The sequence below is a fragment of the Pseudocitrobacter sp. 2023LY-00077 genome (assembly GCF_055796175.1).
Genome location: NZ_JBSPEI010000002.1, coordinates 96,949 through 115,607 on the forward strand (window position 1 = coordinate 96,949; position 18,659 = coordinate 115,607).

Consider the following 18,659-nt stretch of genomic DNA (forward strand, 5'->3'; position numbering starts at 1 on the left):
ATCGCGTCTGATTTTTGCCCCGGTCGCCGGGGCTTTTTTTTGGCGCCGTGCGCACATTATTGTCGGGTGGCGGCTACGCCTTACCCGACCTACCTATTTGCACCATCAGACAAGCCCAAACCACCCGGCATCACGCGCACCTGGCCGCAGCCACCACCGCCTGCCCGAACGCAATTGCCCCATCACCTGCGGGCAAACTGTGCGGGAAAAGCAGTGTAAAATCAGCCAGATGATGCTGCAACCGCGCACGCAGCAGCGCGTTATGCAGCACACCACCACCAAACGCCAGCGTCGGGATACCCCGCGCCTGTGCTTCGCGACGCATCATACCGCCCAGCCCCTGCGCCAGCGCATCGTGAAATGCCCACGCTTTCTCCGCCGGGCTGGCCTGCCAGCTCAACCACTGCGGCCAGAATTCTGCAAGGTCGAACTGTTCACTTTGCAACGGATGTTCGACGCCGGTACACGTCGCCGCCAGCGCTTCCAGACGACAAGCCGCCTCACCTTCATAGCTCAACGTCAGCGGCGCACAACCTAGCGCACAGGCCACCGCATCAAACAATCGCCCGCACGATGACGCGCGCGGCGCATTAATACCGCGCTCAATCGCCCGCGCCAGCAGCAGCCAGTTTTGCTCGCGCACGGTGGCGGTTGCCGGATAACTTTCCCACTCCGGCACAAACGCCAGGCAGTGCGCCAGCAGGTTACGCCACGGCTGACGTGCCGCCAGGTCGCCCCCCGGCAGCGCTACCGCAGGCAGGCCGCCAAGATGTTCACACTCGCGGTAGTTCACCCGCAGACATTCACCGCCCCACAACGCGCCCTCTTCCCCCATGCCAATGCCGTCCAGCGCCAGCGCGATTACATCACCGCCGTCCAGCGGCCAGTTGTGTTCCGCCAGGCACGCGGCAATATGCGCATGATGATGGAGTACCGTTTGATGGGGTAAATCGCGGGCCGCAGCCCACTGCGACGAGTGGTAGCCGGGATGCGCATCCGCCACCACCGCCTGCGGGGTAAAATCGTAGATAGCCTGCATCAAACGCAACGACTGCTGCCATTGCGCCTCGACACCTTCATCAGTGAGATCGCCAAAATGCTGGCTCAACACCGCCTGCTCGCCGCGTACCAGGCAGAAGGTATTTTTGAGATCTGCCCCCAGGCAAAGCATCGGCGGAATATCGTGAAAACCCGGCGGCAGTGGAATGGCGTCCGGTACATAGCCGCGCGATCGACGCAGCATTTCGCCATTTTGCCGCACCACCGAGTCATCCATCCGCTGCACAATATCGCGATTATGCAGCAAAAATCCGTCGGCAATATCCGCGAGATCCGCCAGTGCCAGCGCATTGGTCAGCGCGGGCGGTTTACCGCTAAGATTCCCGGATGTCATCACCAACGGGCGATTCAACGCCTGCATCAGCAAATGCTGAATTGGGTTAGCCGGGAGCATGACGCCCACTTCCGCCAGCCCCGGCGCAATGTCATCACACAAGCCGCTGACGCAGGATTTATCCACCAGCACAATCGGTGCTGCGGGCGTGCGCAGTAATCGGCTGGCGTCACCGCTGAGATTCGTCGTAGTGGGGATCATCACCGCCAGCGGTTTCGCCGGGCGATGCTTACGGGCGCGCAGCGTCGCTACCGCCCGAGCATTGCCCGCATCACAGGCCAGATGAAAACCACCCAGCCCTTTAATCGCCACAATGCCGCCCGACGTGAGAAGCGCAATCGCCGCCTGTAGCGCCGCCTCATGATGCAGCGGTTCGCCCCCGGCATGCCACGACAGCCACGGGCCGCACTCGGCGCAGGCCACCGGCTGGGCGTGAAAGCGACGATCGTAAGGATTGCGGTACTCCGCCTCACAGGCAGAGCACAGCGGAAACGCCGCCATCACCGTCAGCGGACGGTCGTACGGCATGGCGTTGATAATGGTGAAACGTGGGCCACAGTGGGTACAGTTGATAAAGGGATAACGATAACGGCGCTCCTGCGGGTCATTCATCTCCGCAAGACACGCCGGGCAGGTTGCCGCATCCGGGACAATCTGCGTGCTCATCGCCCCCGCGCCGCTTTCGCGGATCACGAAATCGTCAGGCACGTTCTGCCACACATAAGGCTGCACCTGCGTCTCATCAATGCGCGCCAGCGGCGGGCAGTGTTGATGAAGCGCGGCAAGGAAATCCGCTTCTTCACCCAGCAAACGAACGAGCACCCCCGCACCGTCGTTGCAGACATCGCCCACGCGCGCCTGCTGCTGAGCCAGTTGCCAGACAAAGGGGCGGAAGCCCACCCCCTGTACTTTACCGCGAATGCGGATTTCGACGCCGTTATGCGTTATCGTCATTCATTACCCTGCTACCGCCTCGCGCAGGCGGGATTTCATCGACTGGTAGCTTTCCAGCGCGTAGTTTTCCGCCCAGTTTTGATCCTCAATCGCACTGATATTCACCGCACAGTACTTGGTTTCCGGCGTTTTAGAGATGGGATCGAGGTTGTCCTGGGTCAGTTCGTTACAGGCGCCAATCCACCACTGGTAGGTCATATAGACACTGCCGTGATTGATACGCTCGTTGACGTTGGCGCGCGTGATCACTTTACCGCGACGCGACGCCACCCACACCAGTTGTTTGTCTTTGACGCCCAGCTTCTGCGCATCCTGCGGGTTAATCTGCACAAAGCCCGGTTCATCGGCCAGCGATTGCAGCGCCGCACAGTTACCGGTCATCGAACGGCAGGAGTAGTGTCCCACTTCACGCACGGTGCACAGTACCAGCGGATATTGATCATCCGGACATTCGGCTGGCGCACGCCACGGTGCAGCAAACAGATGCCCTTTGCCATCCGGGGTATCGAACTGATTGCCTGCATAAAGATACGGTGTGCCTGGGTGATCGAGCGTCGGACACGGCCACTGAACGTGCCCCATGTCGCCCATTTTATCGTAAGTCACGCCAAAGAAGAGCGGGCAAAGCTCACGCATTTCGTCCCAGATTTGCTGGTTATTGTCGTAATGCATCGGGTAGCCCATTTTCTGGGCAATCAGGCTGATAATTTCCCAGTCACGTTTGACGTTATATTGTGGCTCGATCGCTTTTTCGAAACGCTGGAAGCCACGGTCAGCACAGGTGAAGACGCCACCGTGTTCGCCCCAGGAGGTAGCGGGCAGCAGCACATCGGCCTGCTCGGCGGTTTTGGTCATAAAGATGTCCTGCACCACCACGAAATCGAGCGCTTCGAACCCTTTGCGCACCAGGCCTAAGTCGGCTTCGGTTTGCAGCGGATCTTCACCCATGATGTAGTAGGCTTTCACCTTCCCTTCCAGCGCCAGATGCGGCACTTCAGTAATGCGCACGCCCACTTTGTCGTCCATCACGCTGGCGTCAATACCCCATGCTTTGGCGAATTTCGCCCGCACGTCGGCATCGACCACGTCCTGATAACCAGGGAACTGGTTGGGGATCACCCCCATGTCGCACGCGCCCTGCACATTGTTCTGACCCCGCACCGGGCCGACGCCGACATGTTCACGTCCCAGATTACCGGTGAGCAGCGCAAGCGTTGCCAGCCCTTTCACCACATCCACGGCCTGACCAAACTGAGTGACGCCCATGCCCCACATAATGGTGGCGCTTGGTGCCGCCGCGTAGGTACGCATCGCCTGACGAATTTGTTGCGCCGTCACGCCGGTCAGCGCTTCCACCGCTTCCGGCGCATAATCTTTCACGATTTCACGCAGCTCGTCGATGCCGGTGGTGTAGCGCGCAACATATTCTTTGTCGTAGAGATTTTCTTCCAGCAGCACATGGGAAAACGCATTCACCAGCGCCATGTTGCAGCCGTTTTTGATTTGCAGATGTTGATCGGCGATACGCGCGGTTTCAATGCGACGCGGGTCGCAGACGATAATTTTCGCGCCTTTCTCTTTGGCTTTGATTACGCGACGCGCCACGATAGGGTGCGAATCGGCGCAGTTGTAGCCAAAGACCAGCAGACAGCTTGAGTTTTCAATGTCTTCGATGGAGTTACTCATCGCGCCGTTGCCGAGCGCTTCCTGCAAGCCTGCGACGGAAGGCCCGTGGCAGACGCGCGCGCAGCAATCGACGTTATTGGTATTCAGCACGCCGCGCGCAAATTTTTGCATCACATAGTTGGTTTCATTCCCGGTACCGCGCGATGACCCGGTGGTCATAATGGCGCGCGGACCGAATTTCGCTTTGATCTCGCCTAAGCGTTTTGCCGTATAGCTGATGGCTTCATCCCAGCTCACTGGCGTCAGCTTGCCGCCTTTTTCATAGCGGATCATCGGCTGCGTCAGGCGCGGCGTCAGCAGTTTGGTGTCGTTCAGGAAATCCCAGCCGTAATAGCCTTTCAGGCACAGTTCATGCTGGTTAGTTTTCCCATCGGCAGCTTCCGCGCGGATGATTTTATTGTTATCGACAACCAGCTTCAGTTTGCAGCCAGCACCACAATACGGACAAACACTTGTAATTTTTTTCATCAGTAACAGACCTGTTAAAAGTGAAACGGAGGATCATTAAAACGGCAGGGAAATCGACGTATCGAGCGCAGCGCGGCGACGTTTTTCGGCGCTGATTTGCTCAAGCTTGTCGCGGTCAACGCAGAAAATAGCGTGCGTCGGGCAGGCTTCCATACAGGCCGGGCCTTGCTCGCGGTGGAAGCAAAGGTCGCATTTGTTGGCTTCGGCTTTTTCGGCACGCACGTTGAGGCCCGCGCCGCTGTTGCGTACAACCGGGCGCACGACCACTTCCATCGCGCCATACGGGCAGGCCACGACGCAGGTTTTGCAGCCGATGCAGCGTTCCTGCATCACATGCACAAAACCTTTTTCGCGGCGAATCGCGCCGTTCGGGCAGACGTTCGCGCACGGCGCGTCTTCGCACTGGCGGCATGCGGTCGCGGTAGAGACGTTCACGCCTTTAATGACGTGAATTCGCGGCAGGAAAGATTCCGGCGTCAGCGCGGCGCAATCCTGTTCGGCCTGGTGGCTGACCACGCATGCCACTTCGCATGTCCGGCAGCCTATACATTTACTCGCATCTGCAATGATGAAACGGTTCATCAAATTCTCCAGCAATGACAATGAATGAGCCGGAGAATGCATTATTCGCGCCAACTTTTAGTTAGTTGTTTATTAAGGATTTTTTATTTGAAGCACTGTGTCTAACCCTGTCATCGTCACGAGTGACGATGACAGGTGACGAGATTAACCCTGCGGGCCTGCGTCCAGAGAGTCGCGCGCGATAAGCTCGCCGAGGAAGGAAGGTTGTGGTTTGAATTCGCCGCCGTCGAGCATGAAAATCAGGCGATGGATAATCTCCTGAATCATCTCTGTCACCGGGATTTTAACGCTGGAGAGCGATGGCAGCATGTACGGCGCAAGGGCGATATCATCAAAACCGACGACGGAGACCTGCTCCGGCACGCGCAGGCCGCGCGACTGAAGTTGTTTCATCGCCCCGATGGCCATGTCATCGTTGCTGGCGACCAGCGCGCTAAAGTTAACGCCGCGCTCAAGCAGCATATCAACACCTGCCGAACCCGTCGCAGGCGTCCATTTCCCTTCCACAATCAGCGCATCACGCAATGGAATATGGTGTTCAGCTAAAGCGGCTTTGTAGCCTGACAAGCGTTCAATGCCGGTCGGCGAATCAAGCGAGCCGGTAATAAATGCGATATCGCGATGCCCCTGTGCAATCAGCTTCTCCACCGCATTCTGGCTGGTACGCGCCTGGTCGCAGTACACACAGTGGCTGAGGTTACGGCGCAGGCGACGGTTGAGCACCAGCACCGGCTGTTCATGCTGCTGAATCAGCTCGTCGATTTCGTCAACGCTGAGAAAACGCGGGTAGATGATGATGCCGTCGCAGCGCATATCGAGCAGATACTGAATCGCCGCCCGCTCCTCTTCCGCGCTGTGTTTACCATCGGCGAGGATCAACTGACGGCCCTGGTTTTCCGTCATCCGCGCGGCGTGAAACAGCAGTTCGCTGAAATAGACGCCGTGATACAGGGTATTGGTGACAACCAGCCCCAGCGTTTGCGTGCGTTTGGTCGCCAGATTACGCGCCAGCAGATTAGGCCGATAGCCGCACTCTTCAATCGCCTGCCAGACCCGGTCTTTGGTCTCCTGACCCACATAGCCGTTGCCGGTCAGTACGCGTGAGACCGTCGCTTTCGACACGCCAGCCAGCATTGCCACCTCCAGCATCGTCGCCATTTCGCTTCCCTCGTCAAAAATGATGGGCGCAGTGTACTTCAGACACTGCCCTTTTTCAGCTTTTGCCATACATGGCGATCGCCATCACAAATTTAAAAAATGAATTTTTACTCTCTTGCCAGATATTATGAAACTCTTCATGATTTTGTGGAACCGGTTTCCTATGCAACGTTTCATCGCCCAGGCGGTGAGTCCCCTACAGATAAAAACAGGATAGAATCCGATGTCCAAAAACTACGCGGCGCTGGCGAAGTCCATCGTCGATTTACTCGGCGGCGTCAGCAACATCAGCGCAGTGACCCACTGCATGACGCGTCTGCGCTTCGTGTTGAAAGACGACTCACGGGTGGATAGCCCCGCGCTGAAAAGCCTGAGCTGCGTGCTCGGCGTGGTGCGCAGCGATAACCAGTGCCAGGTGATCATCGGCAACACCGTTTCCCAGGCATATCGGGAAGTGGTGAGTCTGCTACCGGGGGAGTTGCAGCCTGCCGTGCTGCAGGGGAAACCGAAGATAACGCTGAAGCGCATCGGCGCGGGGATCCTTGATGCGTTGATCGGCACCATGTCACCGCTGATCCCGGCGATTATCGGCGGATCGATGGTCAAGCTGCTGGCGATGATCCTCGAAATGTCCGGCGTGCTGACCAAAGGCGCACCGACGCTGACCATTCTGACGGTGATCGGCGACGGCGCGTTCTTCTTCCTGCCGCTGATGGTCGCCGCCTCTGCCGCCGTGAAATTTAAAACCAACATGTCGCTGGCCATCGCCATTGCAGGCGTGCTGGTGCACCCAAGCTTTATCGAACTGATGGCGAAAGCCGCACAGGGCGAGCATGTGGAATTCGCCTTCGTGCCGGTCACGGCGGTGAAATATACCTATACGGTTATTCCGGCGCTGGTGATGACCTGGTGCCTGTCGTACATCGAACGCTGGGTGGATCGCATTACGCCTGCGGTAACGAAAAACTTCCTCAAACCGATGCTGATTGTGCTGATTGCCGCCCCGCTGGCGATCCTGCTCATCGGCCCGATTGGAATCTGGATCGGCAGCGGCATTTCTGCGCTGGTTTACACTATTCACGGCTATCTCGGCTGGCTGTCGGTCGCCATTATGGGCGCGCTGTGGCCGCTGCTGGTAATGACCGGGATGCACCGCGTCTTTACGCCCACCATTATTCAAACCATCGCCGAAACGGGTAAAGAGGGCATGGTAATGCCGTCGGAAATCGGTGCGAACCTGTCGCTGGGCGGCTCATCGCTGGCGGTGGCGTGGAAAACCAAAAACCCGGAACTGCGCCAGACGGCGCTGGCTGCGGCGGCCTCGGCAATTCTGGCGGGTATCTCTGAACCGGCGCTGTACGGCGTGGCGGTCAGGCTGAAACGCCCGTTAATCGCCAGCCTGATCAGCGGCTTTATCTGCGGTGCCGTTGCAGGTATTGCCGGGCTTGCCAGTCACTCGATGGCGGCTCCCGGCCTGTTCACCAGCGTGCAGTTCTTTGACCCCGCGAATCCGATGACCATTGTGTGGGTCTTTGGCGTGATGGCGCTGGCGGTGGTGCTCTCCTTTATTTTGACGCTGATCCTGGGCTTTGAAGATATCCCGGTCGAAGAAGCTGCCGCCGATGCCCGCACGCGTCAGGCCGCAGCGCCAGCAACCGTCTGAAACACATAACATATAACGAGGAAACGCATGTCGATATTTCCGGAAGGATTTTTATGGGGCGGCGCACTGGCCGCCAACCAGTGCGAAGGGGCTTATCTTGAAGGCGGTAAAGGCCTGACCACGGTCGATATGATCCCGCATGGCGCGAATCGCCTGCCGGTTAAGCTGGGCCTGGAAAAACGCTTTAGCCTGCGTGACGATGAGTTTTACCCCAGCCATCAGGCGACCGATTTTTATCATCGCTACAAAGAAGATATCGCCCTGATGGCGGAAATGGGCTTTACCGTGTTTCGCACCTCCATTGCCTGGGCGCGTCTTTACCCCAACGGCGATGAGCTGACGCCGAACGCGGAAGGCATTGCCTTTTACCGCGCGGTATTTGAAGAGTGTAAAAAGTACGGCATCGAACCGCTGGTCACGTTATGCCACTTCGATGTGCCAATGCATCTGGTGACAGAGTACGGCTCGTGGCGCAACCGCAAAATGGTCGAGTTCTTCACTCGCTACGCGCGCACCTGCTTTGAAGCGTTTGACGGGCTGGTAAAATACTGGCTCACCTTCAATGAAATCAACATCATGCTTCACAGCCCCTTCTCCGGTGCCGGGCTGGTGTTTGAAGACGGTGAAAATCAGGATCAAGTGAAGTATCAGGCGGCGCACCATGAGCTTATTGCCAGCGCGCTGGCCACCAAAATCGCCCACGAGGTTAACCCGCAAAACCAGGTTGGCTGCATGCTGGCGGGCGGCAATTTCTACCCTTACTCCTGCAAGCCGGAAGATGTGTGGATGGCACTGGAGAAAGACCGCGAAAACCTGTTCTTTATCGATGTGCAGGCGCGTGGCGCGTATCCCTCATACTCCGCCCGCGTATTCCGCGAAAAAGGCGTGGTGATTGAGAAAGCCGAGGGCGATGACGAGATCCTGAAAAATACCGTCGATTTCGTGTCGTTCAGCTACTACGCGTCTCGCTGCGCATCTGCCGAGATGAACGCCAATAACACCAACGCGGCGAACATTGTGAAATCGCTGAAAAACCCGCACATCCAGGCCAGCGAATGGGGCTGGGGCATCGACCCGCTGGGGCTGCGCATCACCATGAACATGATGTACGACCGCTACCAGAAGCCGCTGTTTTTAGTGGAAAACGGGCTGGGTGCGAAGGACGAAGTGAACGCGCAGGGTGAGATTAACGACGACTATCGCATCAGCTATCTGCGCGAACATATCCGCGCGATGGGCGAGGCAATTGGCGACGGCATTCCGGTGATCGGCTACACCAGTTGGGGCTGTATCGACCTGGTGGCGGCCTCGACGGGCGAGATGAGCAAACGGTATGGTTTTGTCTATGTCGACCGCGATGACGCAGGCAACGGCACGCTGGCCCGCACGCGCAAAAAATCGTTCTGGTGGTATAAGAAGGTGATTGCGAGTAACGGGGAAGATTTGGGATAACAGCAGTGCCGGATAGCGCTAACGCTTATCCGGCCTACGGTATTGCATAGATTGGTAGGCCGGATAAGGCGTAGCCGCCATCCGGCATGGTTACTCCTCAGCCTCTAACTGCGCAAACCCGCCGTTACATTCCCAACCTTCAAGCCGCTGATAAACCACCTCAACCGCGTCTTTAATCGCCTGGGTCATCGGGTAATAGAAACCGACAATATCCGGCTGAATGCCGAGGAAAATCACCTCGCCGACATCTTCTTTGAGCTGTTCGACCAAATAGTTCAGCGGCATATTATGGGTGGTCATCATAAACATCTCGGCGATGTCATCCGGGTCGATGATGCGGATCTCGCCGGGGTTTAGCCCCATGTCGGTGGCATCGACAATCAGCAGACGTTCCGGGTGCAGTTCGCGGATGGCGAAGACGTCGTTTTCCGGCGCGCTGCCGCCGTCAATCACCACCCAGTTGCCTTTCGGCGCGGCGGCGCACATTTCGGCGAGCAACGGGCCTGCGCCATCATCGCCCATCATGCTGTTGCCTACACAGAGTAATACGTCAGTCACTTAATACGCTCGCTATACTTATATTGCTGTCAAATTCATTAAAGTTCTTGAAATCCATATTCCTTCTCTAACCACTTCATTCCACTACTTGTCAGAGAAGAAGCAAAAATCATGTTATCTACATCGCCATCTTTGTTAGTAAAATGCCAGATAAGATTGGTATCTTTCATATAAATCACCAGACCATGACTCTCAACGCTGTGTTCTACCACCTTTAACCATCCCTCCGTGGATAGTTTTAAAAATCGCCAAAAATCATCTTTACTCTGATAATTACGTTCATAAACTGCACCACCAAATGCATAACCGCCTTGAGCACATTGATAGTACATAAGCATTTCAAGAAAATAAGGCAGAGTCATCTCTTCCGAATGCCACTCAGGGTGTTCAGCATCACTATTAGAACACTGATATACGATTAATTCTGAATTATCGGTATCAGAAATTTTTACGCTCCAATAACAAACACCCTGATTTTCTTGCAAAAAAACAAGATAGTCACCTTCCAGAAATATTTCGTTTGGTGGCAAAAACAATTCAAAAGACGATGTGAACATTTTCAACCGCCCCACTAATTGCCAGAAGGACTTCAGTGTCTCAGGAATTCTCACTCCTGGCGTATGCTCGACCTGTTCAATGTCATTTAAATCATAGCCGTCAGTATTGAGCAAAGCCCTTCCTAAAAGGCTTTCAGCCACATCCTTCATTTGGATATCCATATCGCAACCCTTATGGCTAGTCAGGAAAATGATTGTCGAGAGTCAACGAACTCTCGACGCGCAAGTCTAAGCAATTAGCCAGAAAAAGGTTTGAAGTCAGTCACGAAGCCTCCGGACCATCAAATAAATCGCACTTTCCTGATAAATCGCGTGCAGCATACCGAGCATCGCTTCGCTCCATTCCTTCTGCTGCGCTGTTTGCCCCGCACGCGCTTTATCAAACGCGTTCGCGAGCATAGAGACGTGATTACTGTCGATAACGATTTCACCGTACTTCGGCACGCCTTCCATTTTGCGCCGCGCGACGCTGCCCTCTTCCAGCGTAGCAATCCATGCGAGGTATTGATCCCACGGGCAGGTCAGCGCGGCTTCGAGGCAGTCGATCACCCCGAGGTGGTGGCCAATCGCCAGGCTGTAATAGACAACCTGCTGCGCCTCAGACGGCGTCGCATCGTTCTCATCAATAAATTTACGGCTCAGTTGACTGAACACCACCGTTTCGCTCATCGGATACGCGCCTCTTCAACAACGTGATTAAGCTGGCCGACGATTTCGGTCAGACGGGGATCGCTTTCGGCTTCCAGCCAGCGCTGAACCTGGTGATCGCCCTGCCCCAGCAGACGCAGATAATCGTCTGCAATCTGGCGGCCATAGCGATAGCCCGCCAGACGGCGCGCGGCGCGGTCAACGCGAACGCGCAGCGGCTGGTTCATATCCGGGTGCAGCAGTTCTGCCGGTTGTGCGTCCAGTTCACCCGGCGCGCGGGCGTGGATTTTCTGCTCCAGCAGGCCGAGCGCCATTGCAAAGCCATACAGCGTGGCGGCAGGCGTCGGCGGGCAGCCTGGGATGTAAACATCCACCGGCACGATTTTGTCGGTGCCGCCCCAGACGCAGTACAGGTCGTGGAAGATGCCGCCGCTGTTGCCGCAGGCGCCGTAAGAGATACAGATTTTCGGGTCCGGCGCCGATTGCCAGGCACGCAGCGCCGGGGAACGCATGGCGCGGGTGACTGCGCCAGTGAACAGCAGGATGTCCGCATGACGCGGCGACGGCACAACTTTAATGCCGAAGCGTTCAGCATCAAACAGCGGCGAAAGCGTGGCGAAAATCTCGATTTCGCAGCCATTACAGCCGCCGCAGTCCACGCGGTAAACATACGCGGAACGTTTGATGTTTTTCAGTAACGCCGTTTTCATGCTGGCGATGGACTCTTCCACCGTCATCGGCACCGGCATGCCGTTATCATCACGTGGGCCTAGTAAAGCACTCATCAGATGGCCTCTTTCATATGGCGAGTCAGTTCAATACGGTCGGACGGCACCAGGCATTTCTGGCGTTTGCATTCCGGGCAGGTTTCGAAGCTTTCGCGATGTTTTTCCGCGCGGCTGTCGCCGTTGTGCTTGAGGATCGCAATGGCGTAGTCGATCTCTTTTTGCACCGCAAACGGACGCTGACAAACGCGGCAGTTACAGATGTCAAAGCGCGACTGCTGTAAGAAGTCCTCTTTTTTCCACACCGCCAGTTCGTACTCCTGCGACAGTTTAATCGCCGCCGTTGGGCACACTTCTTCACAGCGGCCGCAGAAAATGCAGCGACCCAGGTTGAATTGCCACGCCAGTTGGTTGGTGGCTAAATCCGTTTCCACGGTCAGCGCGTTAGACGGGCACGCGTTCACGCAGGCCGCACAGCCTACGCACTGCTGCGGATTATGTTCCGGTTTGCCACGGAAGTTTTTATCAACCGGCAGCGGCTCCAGCGGATACGACGCGGTGGTCGTACCGGTTTTGATCACTTTTTTGATAAAGGTAAACATGGCGATTCCTTATTTCAGCGGCGAGTTTTTACGCTCGATGCTGTAGCGCTCAAGTTCTTTGTACGGCACCACTTTGCTTTTCTTCTTACGCACATCAACCACAGTCATGCGGTCGGTACAGGAGTAGCAAGGGTCGAGGCTACCGATAATCAGCGGCGCATCGGAAACGGTGTTGCCGCGCAGCATGTAGCGCAGGGTCGGCCAGTTCGCATAGGTCGCCGCACGGCAGCGCCAGCGGTAGAGTTTCTGGTTGTCGCCGGTCATGCTCCAGTGGATATCATCGCCGCGCGGCGCTTCGGCAAAGCCAAGGGCGAAGCGATGCGGAATGTAGGTAAAGCCTTCCACCGCCAGCGGGCCGCCAGGCAGGTTATCGAGGCCGAAATCAATCATATTCAGCGCGGTAAAGACTTCGTTGATACGCACTTTCAGGCGCGAAATCACATCACAGCCCTGCTCGCTGTGGACTTCCATCGGCAGCAGGCCATAACCGACAAACGGGTGATCGGCGCGGGTGTCGCGGGCGTGTCCACTGGCGCGAACCATCGGGCCGACGTTACTGAAGTCGCGGGCGATTTCCGGGTCAAGACGACCAATGCCGACGGTGCGCTGTTCCATGTTCGGGGTGCTCAGCAGCACGTCTACCAGGTCCTGCACGTCGCGACGCATCTGCTGCGCCAGCTGGCGGGTCTGGATCATGTCATCTTTCAGCAGGTCGCGACGAATACCGCCAATCAGGTTCAGACCGTAGGTTTTACGCGCCCCGGTGAGGATTTCCGCCATTTTCATGGAGGTTTCACGCACGCGGAAGAACTGCATAAAACCGGAGTCAAACCCGGTGAAGTGGCAGGCCAGGCCGAGGTTCAGCAGGTGCGAGTGCAGGCGTTCCACCTCCAGCAAAATGGCGCGGATCATCTGCGCACGTTCCGGCACCACGATGCCCATCGCATTCTCAACGGAGGTGGTGTACGCCGTGCTGTGGGCGAAGCCGCAGATACCGCAGACGCGATCCGACAAGAAAGTGACTTCGTTGTAGCCCATACGGGTTTCCGCCAGTTTTTCCATGCCACGGTGGACGTAGAACAGACGGTAATCGGCGTCGATAATATTTTCACCGTCAACAAACAGACGGAAGTGACCCGGTTCATCAGAGGTAACGTGCAACGGGCCAATCGGCACCACGTTGTTCTTTTTGCTGCCCAGTTCGTTGATGAACTCGTAGGTTTCGGCATCGGTGGTCGGTGCCGGGCGCTGACGGTAATCCATGCTGTCTTTACGCAGCGGATAAAGTTCGTCCGGCCAGTCATCCGGCAGAACCAGACGACGCTCATCCGGTAAACCAACCGGAATCAAACCGTACATGTCGCGCACTTCGCGCTCGCCCCACACCGCGGCAGGCACGCGCGGCGTCACGGACGGATATTCCAGCGTGTTGGCGTCCACTTCGACGCGCACCGTTACCCAGCATTTCGTGCCCTGCTCCATGGAGAGCACGTAATAGACCGCGTAGTGGCCGTTCAGCTTGCGTTCATCGTTGCCGAACAGCACCGACAGCCAGCCGCCCTGTTTGTAGTAAAGAAACTCCACCACTTCCGGCAGGTAGTTCACCTTCACCGTAATAGTAAGCTGATCTTTCGTCTGCCAGGCTTCATCCAGCACCACGCCCGGAAAGGTCTGATGCAGTGCGGCGAGGTAATGTTGACCGATTTTTTCTTCAGACATGCTCAAACTCTCTTAATCACGCCGCCAGCAAGGAGACGAAAGCTAAAAACGCAAAACCAAAACCCGCCCAAGTGACGCGAGACGTGGCGCAAAAACGCAGACGCGCCATGCTGTTTTCGAACAGGGCAATCACCAGAACGCCGACCACCAGTTTGACGACCGCAGCCACCAGCGCCAGCACAAGGCCGCCAACGCTGAAGCTGGTCATCTGGCCCCACGGAATGAAGACGCCGACGAACATTTGCAGCACCACCAGTTGTTTCAGGCTGATGCCCCATTTCAGGATGCCGAAGCCACTGCCGCTGTACTCAGACAGCGGGCCTTCCTGCAACTCCTGCTCTGCTTCAGCCAGGTCGAACGGCAGTTTGCCCATTTCGATAAAGGTGGCGAACGCGCAGGCGCAAAGGGCCAGCAGCAGCGGCAGGGAGTGAGAAACAGGCCAGTGATAAACGGTGTTCGCGATATTGCTGATGTGCGTAGACCCCGCCACCAGCGCGGCCACCCACAGGCCGAGCAGCAGAATCGGCTCCACCAGCACGCCCAGCATCGCTTCACGGCTTGCGCCGATGGCGGTGAACGGGCTACCGGTATCCAGCCCGGCGATGGCAAAGAAGAAACGGGCAATGGCGAACAGATAAATCAGGGTGATGAGATCGCCCAGAGACGGCATCAAAGACCCTACTGTTACCACCGGCAGCGCGGTCGCAATGGTGAGCATCACGCCGACCATCACAAACGGCGTCAGGCGGAAGACCCAACCGGATGCATCCGGCCCGACGCTCTGGCGGCCCAGCAGTTTGATAATGTCGCGATACTCCTGCAACACCCCCGGCCCACGGCGGTTATGCATACGCGCGCGGGCCACGCGGGTAATGCCGGACAGCAGCGGCGCCGCGGCAAACAGCACCAGCGCCTGCAGTAATGCAAAGAAAACGGTCATTCTCAGGCTCCTCGCGAAATCACAATCACCACCAGCACGGCAAGCTCAACGAGCGCCACACCGCGCAGCAACGCTGGCGCACTGGCGTTCTGCCAGCCTGGCACCAGACGCACCGGGTTCAGCCAGTCGCGCAGTTTCAGCACCACGGCAAAGGCTTCTTTAACCGGCATGGCAAAACCGTGCGCGGTGACGACCATTGATTGCTCATGGTCATAGCCACACACCCACGCCGCGCCGCGTGAACGGTTCGGCAGGCGGTCGCCTTTGAAGATTGTCATGATGATGAACGGCAGCAGCGGGCAGGCAATCAGCAGTAAGGTGATCATCGGCTGAGACACCACGGTGCTCGCGGTCTGCAACGGCAGCGGCACGGCGGAGGTCAGCAGCGGCAGCAGCCAGGGTGCCGCAACGCCACCCACGACGCACAGCAGCGCCATCGCCACGGTGCTCACGCCCATCAGCAGCGGTGCGCAGCAGGCGTTTTCCGCCTCTTTCGTACGCGGTGCGCCAAGGAAGGTGACGCCATAGACTTTCGCCATACACATCACCGCCAGCGCGCCGGTAATGGCGAGGCCCACCGCCAGCAGCGGTCCTAACAGACGCCCAATAAACAGGTCGCTGGTGCTCAGTTTGAAGAAGGATTGATAGATAACCCATTCGCCCGCGAAGCCGTTCAGCGGCGGCAGCGCAGCCATCGCCATCAGACCAACCAGCATGGCAATGGAGATAACCGGCATTTTTTTGCCGATACCGCCCAGTTTTTCGATATCGCGATGCCCGGTGCGATACCACACCGCGCCTGCGCCGAGAAACAGCGTGGTTTTAAACAGGCTGTGGTTCACCAGGTGATAGAGACCACCGGTTAAGCCCAGCGCCACCAGAACCGGCTGTTGCAGCGCAATACCGGTTACGCCAGCGCCAAGGCCGAGCAGAATGATGCCGATATTTTCCAGCGTGTGGTACGCCAGCAGACGCTGAATATTGTGTTCCATCAGCGCATAAAGACCGCCGACAAACGCGGTGATCATTCCCAGCACCAGCAGGGCAATCCCCCACCACAGCGGTTGATTCACGCCAATCAGCGAGACGGTCAAAATGCCGAGTAAACCGACTTTCATCACTACGGCGGAGAACAGCGCCGCAGCCGGTGCGCTGGCATTGGCATGCGCCTGCGGCACCCAACCGTGCAGCGGAATAATCCCCGCCAGCAGGCCGAAGCCCAGCACGCTCAGAACCCAAATATCAGATCCGAGCGGCAGCAGCAGCGTCCGTTGATTCAGGACGGAAAGCTCCAGCGAGCCGTAGCGTTGCCACAGCAACCAGCAGGCGACCGCCAGCAGAATTGTGCCCAGGCGACCCAACGCAAACCACAGTTTGCCGGAGGTGGCGCAGCCGGTCAGGAACGCGCCGCACAGCGCCATGATTTCCGCCATGACAACCATCGAACCCAGGTTATCTGCAAGCGTAGCGCATACCGCCGCCGCCAGCAGAATGTTCATCAGCCAGCCATTGGCTTTCGCCTGCGGATGACGATGCCAGGTAATGTTAAACAGGCTGATAAACAGACCACACAGGCCAAAAGCAATCAGCCAGATGGAATTCAGCGGAGTGGCCAGCACGCGATGACCCACCAGCGGGAGTACCCCGGCAATGGGCTGCGCATGCGTTAATACCCCAAAACCCGCCAGCGCCGTGCAGACACTGCCGACCGCGCCGCCAATACCGGCAACCCAGCCGCTCAGCGGTTTATTGAACGACAGCAGAAAAGCGAGCACCGCCGCCGCCGCAAACCAGGCGACCGCACTATCAATTAACGACATCACGCTCATTTCGCCTCTCCTTCCTGCATGCTCTGCAACAGCGACAGATCGCCTAAGTCGGTATTAAAGGTCAGTTCGCGTTTGCGTTTGCTGACGCGAGCAATATCCATGTTATTGACCAGATGCAGCGCTTTAGTTGGGCAGGTGCGTACACAGGCCGGGCCTTCTTCGTCGAAGTCGCACAAATCGCACTTCACGGCGATGGCGCGAACGCCCGGCACCCAGTCCAGCAGCGTGCTCACGCGCGCAGGCGCAGGCGGTGCAGGCAGTGCTTTCGGGGTATTGGCATTGGCCGGAATATCCAGCGGACGGCTACCGGAGAATTCGATGGCACCAAACGGGCAGGCGATGCCGCACAGTTTGCAGCTTACGCACAGGCTTTCATTGAGCTGTACCCCACCGTCAACGCGGTTGATAGCGTTCACCGGGCAAACGGTGGCGCACGGCGCGTCTTCACAGTGGTGGCACATCTGCGGGGCAGATTCTTTTTCATTGCGCATCACGCGCAGACGCGGCATGGACTGCAATCCATGATGGCGATGCGTCTCGGAACAGGCGGCTTCGCAGGTGCGGCAGCCAATACAGACGCTTGAGTCAGCAATTACAAAACGGTTCACCAGGTCTTCCTCAGGTGACAGTCATTTTTGACGAAATCATGCAGAGCAGGTGTCATTTCGACACCTGTCGACACACCGGTACTTCAGGCTACTTTGGCCGTATTCACGCTTTGCGCCAGCGGGTTGAACGTCACCGGGCTGTCGCTTTCCAGCGCGGCATACAGGGCGTCATAAACCGGGGCGATTTTTTCCAGATAGTGTTCCAGCACCTGCTCGCGGTCGCGGCATTTGACACCGTTATCCACGGTGCCGTCGGCGTTTAACTCCGCGCGGGCAATACATTTTTTGTCTTCTCCGTCGCGCGTTTCGACGGTGTATTCGATGGTGTGGCTGTTGAAGCCGCCGACCAGGCTCACGGAAAGCACAAAGTGTTCGAACAGCACAAAGCTGAGATCCTTATCCGGCGCGCAATTCACCGCATGATGCAGGCGCGCTTTGGAAAGCGTGATCCCCTGAACCAGCGAGTTGCAGTAAATACGCCACTGTTCCTGTTGGCGATGGTGTCGATCGGCGATGAAGTCAGCTTTTTCGCTAATTTCCCAAATGGTCATGTCAGGTTACCCGGTTGATAGAGACTCACCCTGATAAGCACGTTCCATGCCAGTTTTTATGCTGTTGAAAAATATGGGTTTTACACATTATGACAGCAAGGAGTGACATGTCATTTCGTCAGTTTGACACTGTCATCGACAGTACAAATGCATCAGATTTCATCTCTGGCATCGTTATTGCATTAATCGGGTCAATGAAATGTCGGAGGCGTTATGCACGAAATTACGCTCTGCCAGCGGGCGCTGGAAATCGTCGAACAGCAGGCCACCCAGCACGGCGCAAAACGCGTAACCGGGGTCTGGCTCAAAGTTGGCGCATTTTCCTGCGTCGAAACCAGCGCAATGACCTTTTGTTTTGATCTGGTATGCCGCGGCACCTTAGCTGAAGGATGTAAATTACACGTCGAAGAACAAGAGGCAGAGTGCTGGTGCGAAAAGTGCCAGCAATATGTTCAGTTACTCTCCGTTCACGTGCGCCGCTGTCCGCAATGCCAAAGTAACGACCTGCAAATTGTGGCGGATGACGGTTTACAGATTCAGCGAATTGAAATAGACCAGGAGTAAGC

Annotated in this window: 17 protein-coding genes; 3 read left to right on the forward strand and 14 right to left on the reverse strand. The window is 57.0% G+C overall.

Annotated elements, in window-relative coordinates:
* Positions 1–130: 130 nt before the first annotated feature.
* From hypF to ACWWFX_RS02915, 4 genes are all read right to left on the reverse strand, one after another.
* The gene (hypF, locus tag ACWWFX_RS02900; RefSeq protein WP_473223175.1) at positions 131–2,347 is read right to left on the reverse strand and encodes a carbamoyltransferase HypF; all 2,217 of its coding nucleotides are present in this window, start codon (positions 2,345–2,347) and stop codon (positions 131–133) included.
* Between the two features lie 3 nt (positions 2,348–2,350).
* The gene (gene fdhF / locus ACWWFX_RS02905; protein WP_473223176.1) at positions 2,351–4,501 is read right to left on the reverse strand and encodes a formate dehydrogenase subunit alpha; all 2,151 of its coding nucleotides are present in this window, start codon (positions 4,499–4,501) and stop codon (positions 2,351–2,353) included.
* Between the two features lie 36 nt (positions 4,502–4,537).
* Positions 4,538–5,083 (reverse strand): electron transport protein HydN, encoded by a 546-nt coding sequence (gene hydN / locus ACWWFX_RS02910; RefSeq protein ID WP_473223177.1) that lies wholly within the window; start codon positions 5,081–5,083, stop codon positions 4,538–4,540.
* A 144-nt stretch (positions 5,084–5,227) separates the two neighbouring features.
* A complete protein-coding gene (locus tag ACWWFX_RS02915) occupies positions 5,228–6,241 on the reverse strand; it encodes a LacI family DNA-binding transcriptional regulator (RefSeq protein WP_473223300.1) in 1,014 nt (337 codons plus the stop codon).
* Between the two features lie 223 nt (positions 6,242–6,464).
* Here ACWWFX_RS02915 and ascF point away from each other — a divergent pair, with 223 nt between their 5' ends.
* Together ascF and ACWWFX_RS02925 are read left to right on the forward strand one after the other, a co-directional pair.
* Complete coding sequence (ascF, locus tag ACWWFX_RS02920; RefSeq protein WP_473223178.1) at positions 6,465–7,904, forward strand: PTS cellobiose/arbutin/salicin transporter subunit IIBC; 1,440 nt, start codon at positions 6,465–6,467, stop codon at positions 7,902–7,904.
* A 27-nt stretch (positions 7,905–7,931) separates the two neighbouring features.
* Positions 7,932–9,356, forward strand: a complete 1,425-nt coding sequence (locus ACWWFX_RS02925; protein WP_473223179.1) for a 6-phospho-beta-glucosidase — start codon at positions 7,932–7,934, stop codon at positions 9,354–9,356.
* A 90-nt stretch (positions 9,357–9,446) separates the two neighbouring features.
* On the opposite strand, the gene hycI is transcribed toward ACWWFX_RS02925, so the two are convergent.
* The 10 genes from hycI to hycA form a co-directional block, all read right to left on the reverse strand.
* Positions 9,447–9,914: a hydrogenase maturation peptidase HycI gene (gene hycI, locus ACWWFX_RS02930; protein WP_276222522.1), complete on the reverse strand. Its 468-nt coding sequence runs from the start codon at positions 9,912–9,914 to the stop codon at positions 9,447–9,449.
* 38 nt (positions 9,915–9,952) lie between these two features.
* Entirely contained in the window at positions 9,953–10,633 is a 681-nt protein-coding gene (locus tag ACWWFX_RS02935; RefSeq protein ID WP_473223180.1) for a hypothetical protein, read from the reverse strand.
* 96 nt (positions 10,634–10,729) lie between these two features.
* Positions 10,730–11,140, reverse strand: a complete 411-nt coding sequence (locus ACWWFX_RS02940) for a formate hydrogenlyase maturation HycH family protein (protein WP_231826428.1) — start codon at positions 11,138–11,140, stop codon at positions 10,730–10,732.
* Positions 11,137–11,904 (reverse strand): NADH-quinone oxidoreductase subunit B family protein, encoded by a 768-nt coding sequence (locus ACWWFX_RS02945; protein ID WP_276222524.1) that lies wholly within the window; start codon positions 11,902–11,904, stop codon positions 11,137–11,139. The genes ACWWFX_RS02940 and ACWWFX_RS02945 overlap by 4 nt, the downstream gene beginning before the upstream one ends.
* A complete protein-coding gene (locus ACWWFX_RS02950) occupies positions 11,904–12,446 on the reverse strand; it encodes a formate hydrogenlyase complex iron-sulfur subunit (protein ID WP_276222526.1) in 543 nt (180 codons plus the stop codon). The genes ACWWFX_RS02945 and ACWWFX_RS02950 overlap by 1 nt, the downstream gene beginning before the upstream one ends.
* Positions 12,447–12,455: 9 nt before the next feature.
* On the reverse strand, positions 12,456–14,165 hold the full coding sequence (gene hycE, locus ACWWFX_RS02955; protein WP_473223181.1) for a formate hydrogenlyase subunit HycE: 1,710 nt from the start codon (positions 14,163–14,165) through the stop codon (positions 12,456–12,458).
* Positions 14,166–14,181: 16 nt separating this feature from the next.
* Positions 14,182–15,105 carry a respiratory chain complex I subunit 1 family protein gene (locus ACWWFX_RS02960; RefSeq protein ID WP_276222529.1) on the reverse strand — a complete coding sequence of 308 codons (924 nt, stop codon included), beginning with the start codon at positions 15,103–15,105 and terminating at the stop codon, positions 14,182–14,184.
* A gap of 2 nt (positions 15,106–15,107) precedes the next feature.
* Complete coding sequence (gene hycC, locus ACWWFX_RS02965; RefSeq protein ID WP_473223182.1) at positions 15,108–16,934, reverse strand: formate hydrogenlyase subunit 3; 1,827 nt, start codon at positions 16,932–16,934, stop codon at positions 15,108–15,110.
* Positions 16,931–17,542 carry a 4Fe-4S dicluster domain-containing protein gene (locus ACWWFX_RS02970; protein ID WP_473223183.1) on the reverse strand — a complete coding sequence of 204 codons (612 nt, stop codon included), beginning with the start codon at positions 17,540–17,542 and terminating at the stop codon, positions 16,931–16,933. Before ACWWFX_RS02970 ends, hycC begins: the two co-directional genes overlap by 4 nt.
* Before the next feature lie 83 nt (positions 17,543–17,625).
* Positions 17,626–18,093, reverse strand: coding sequence for a formate hydrogenlyase regulator HycA (gene hycA / locus ACWWFX_RS02975; protein WP_276222536.1), 468 nt, complete (start codon positions 18,091–18,093; stop codon positions 17,626–17,628).
* A 213-nt stretch (positions 18,094–18,306) separates the two neighbouring features.
* On the opposite strand from hycA, the gene hypA reads away from it, so the two are divergent.
* Positions 18,307–18,657, forward strand: a complete 351-nt coding sequence (hypA, locus tag ACWWFX_RS02980) for a hydrogenase maturation nickel metallochaperone HypA (RefSeq protein WP_231826424.1) — start codon at positions 18,307–18,309, stop codon at positions 18,655–18,657.
* Positions 18,658–18,659: the final 2 nt, after the last annotated feature.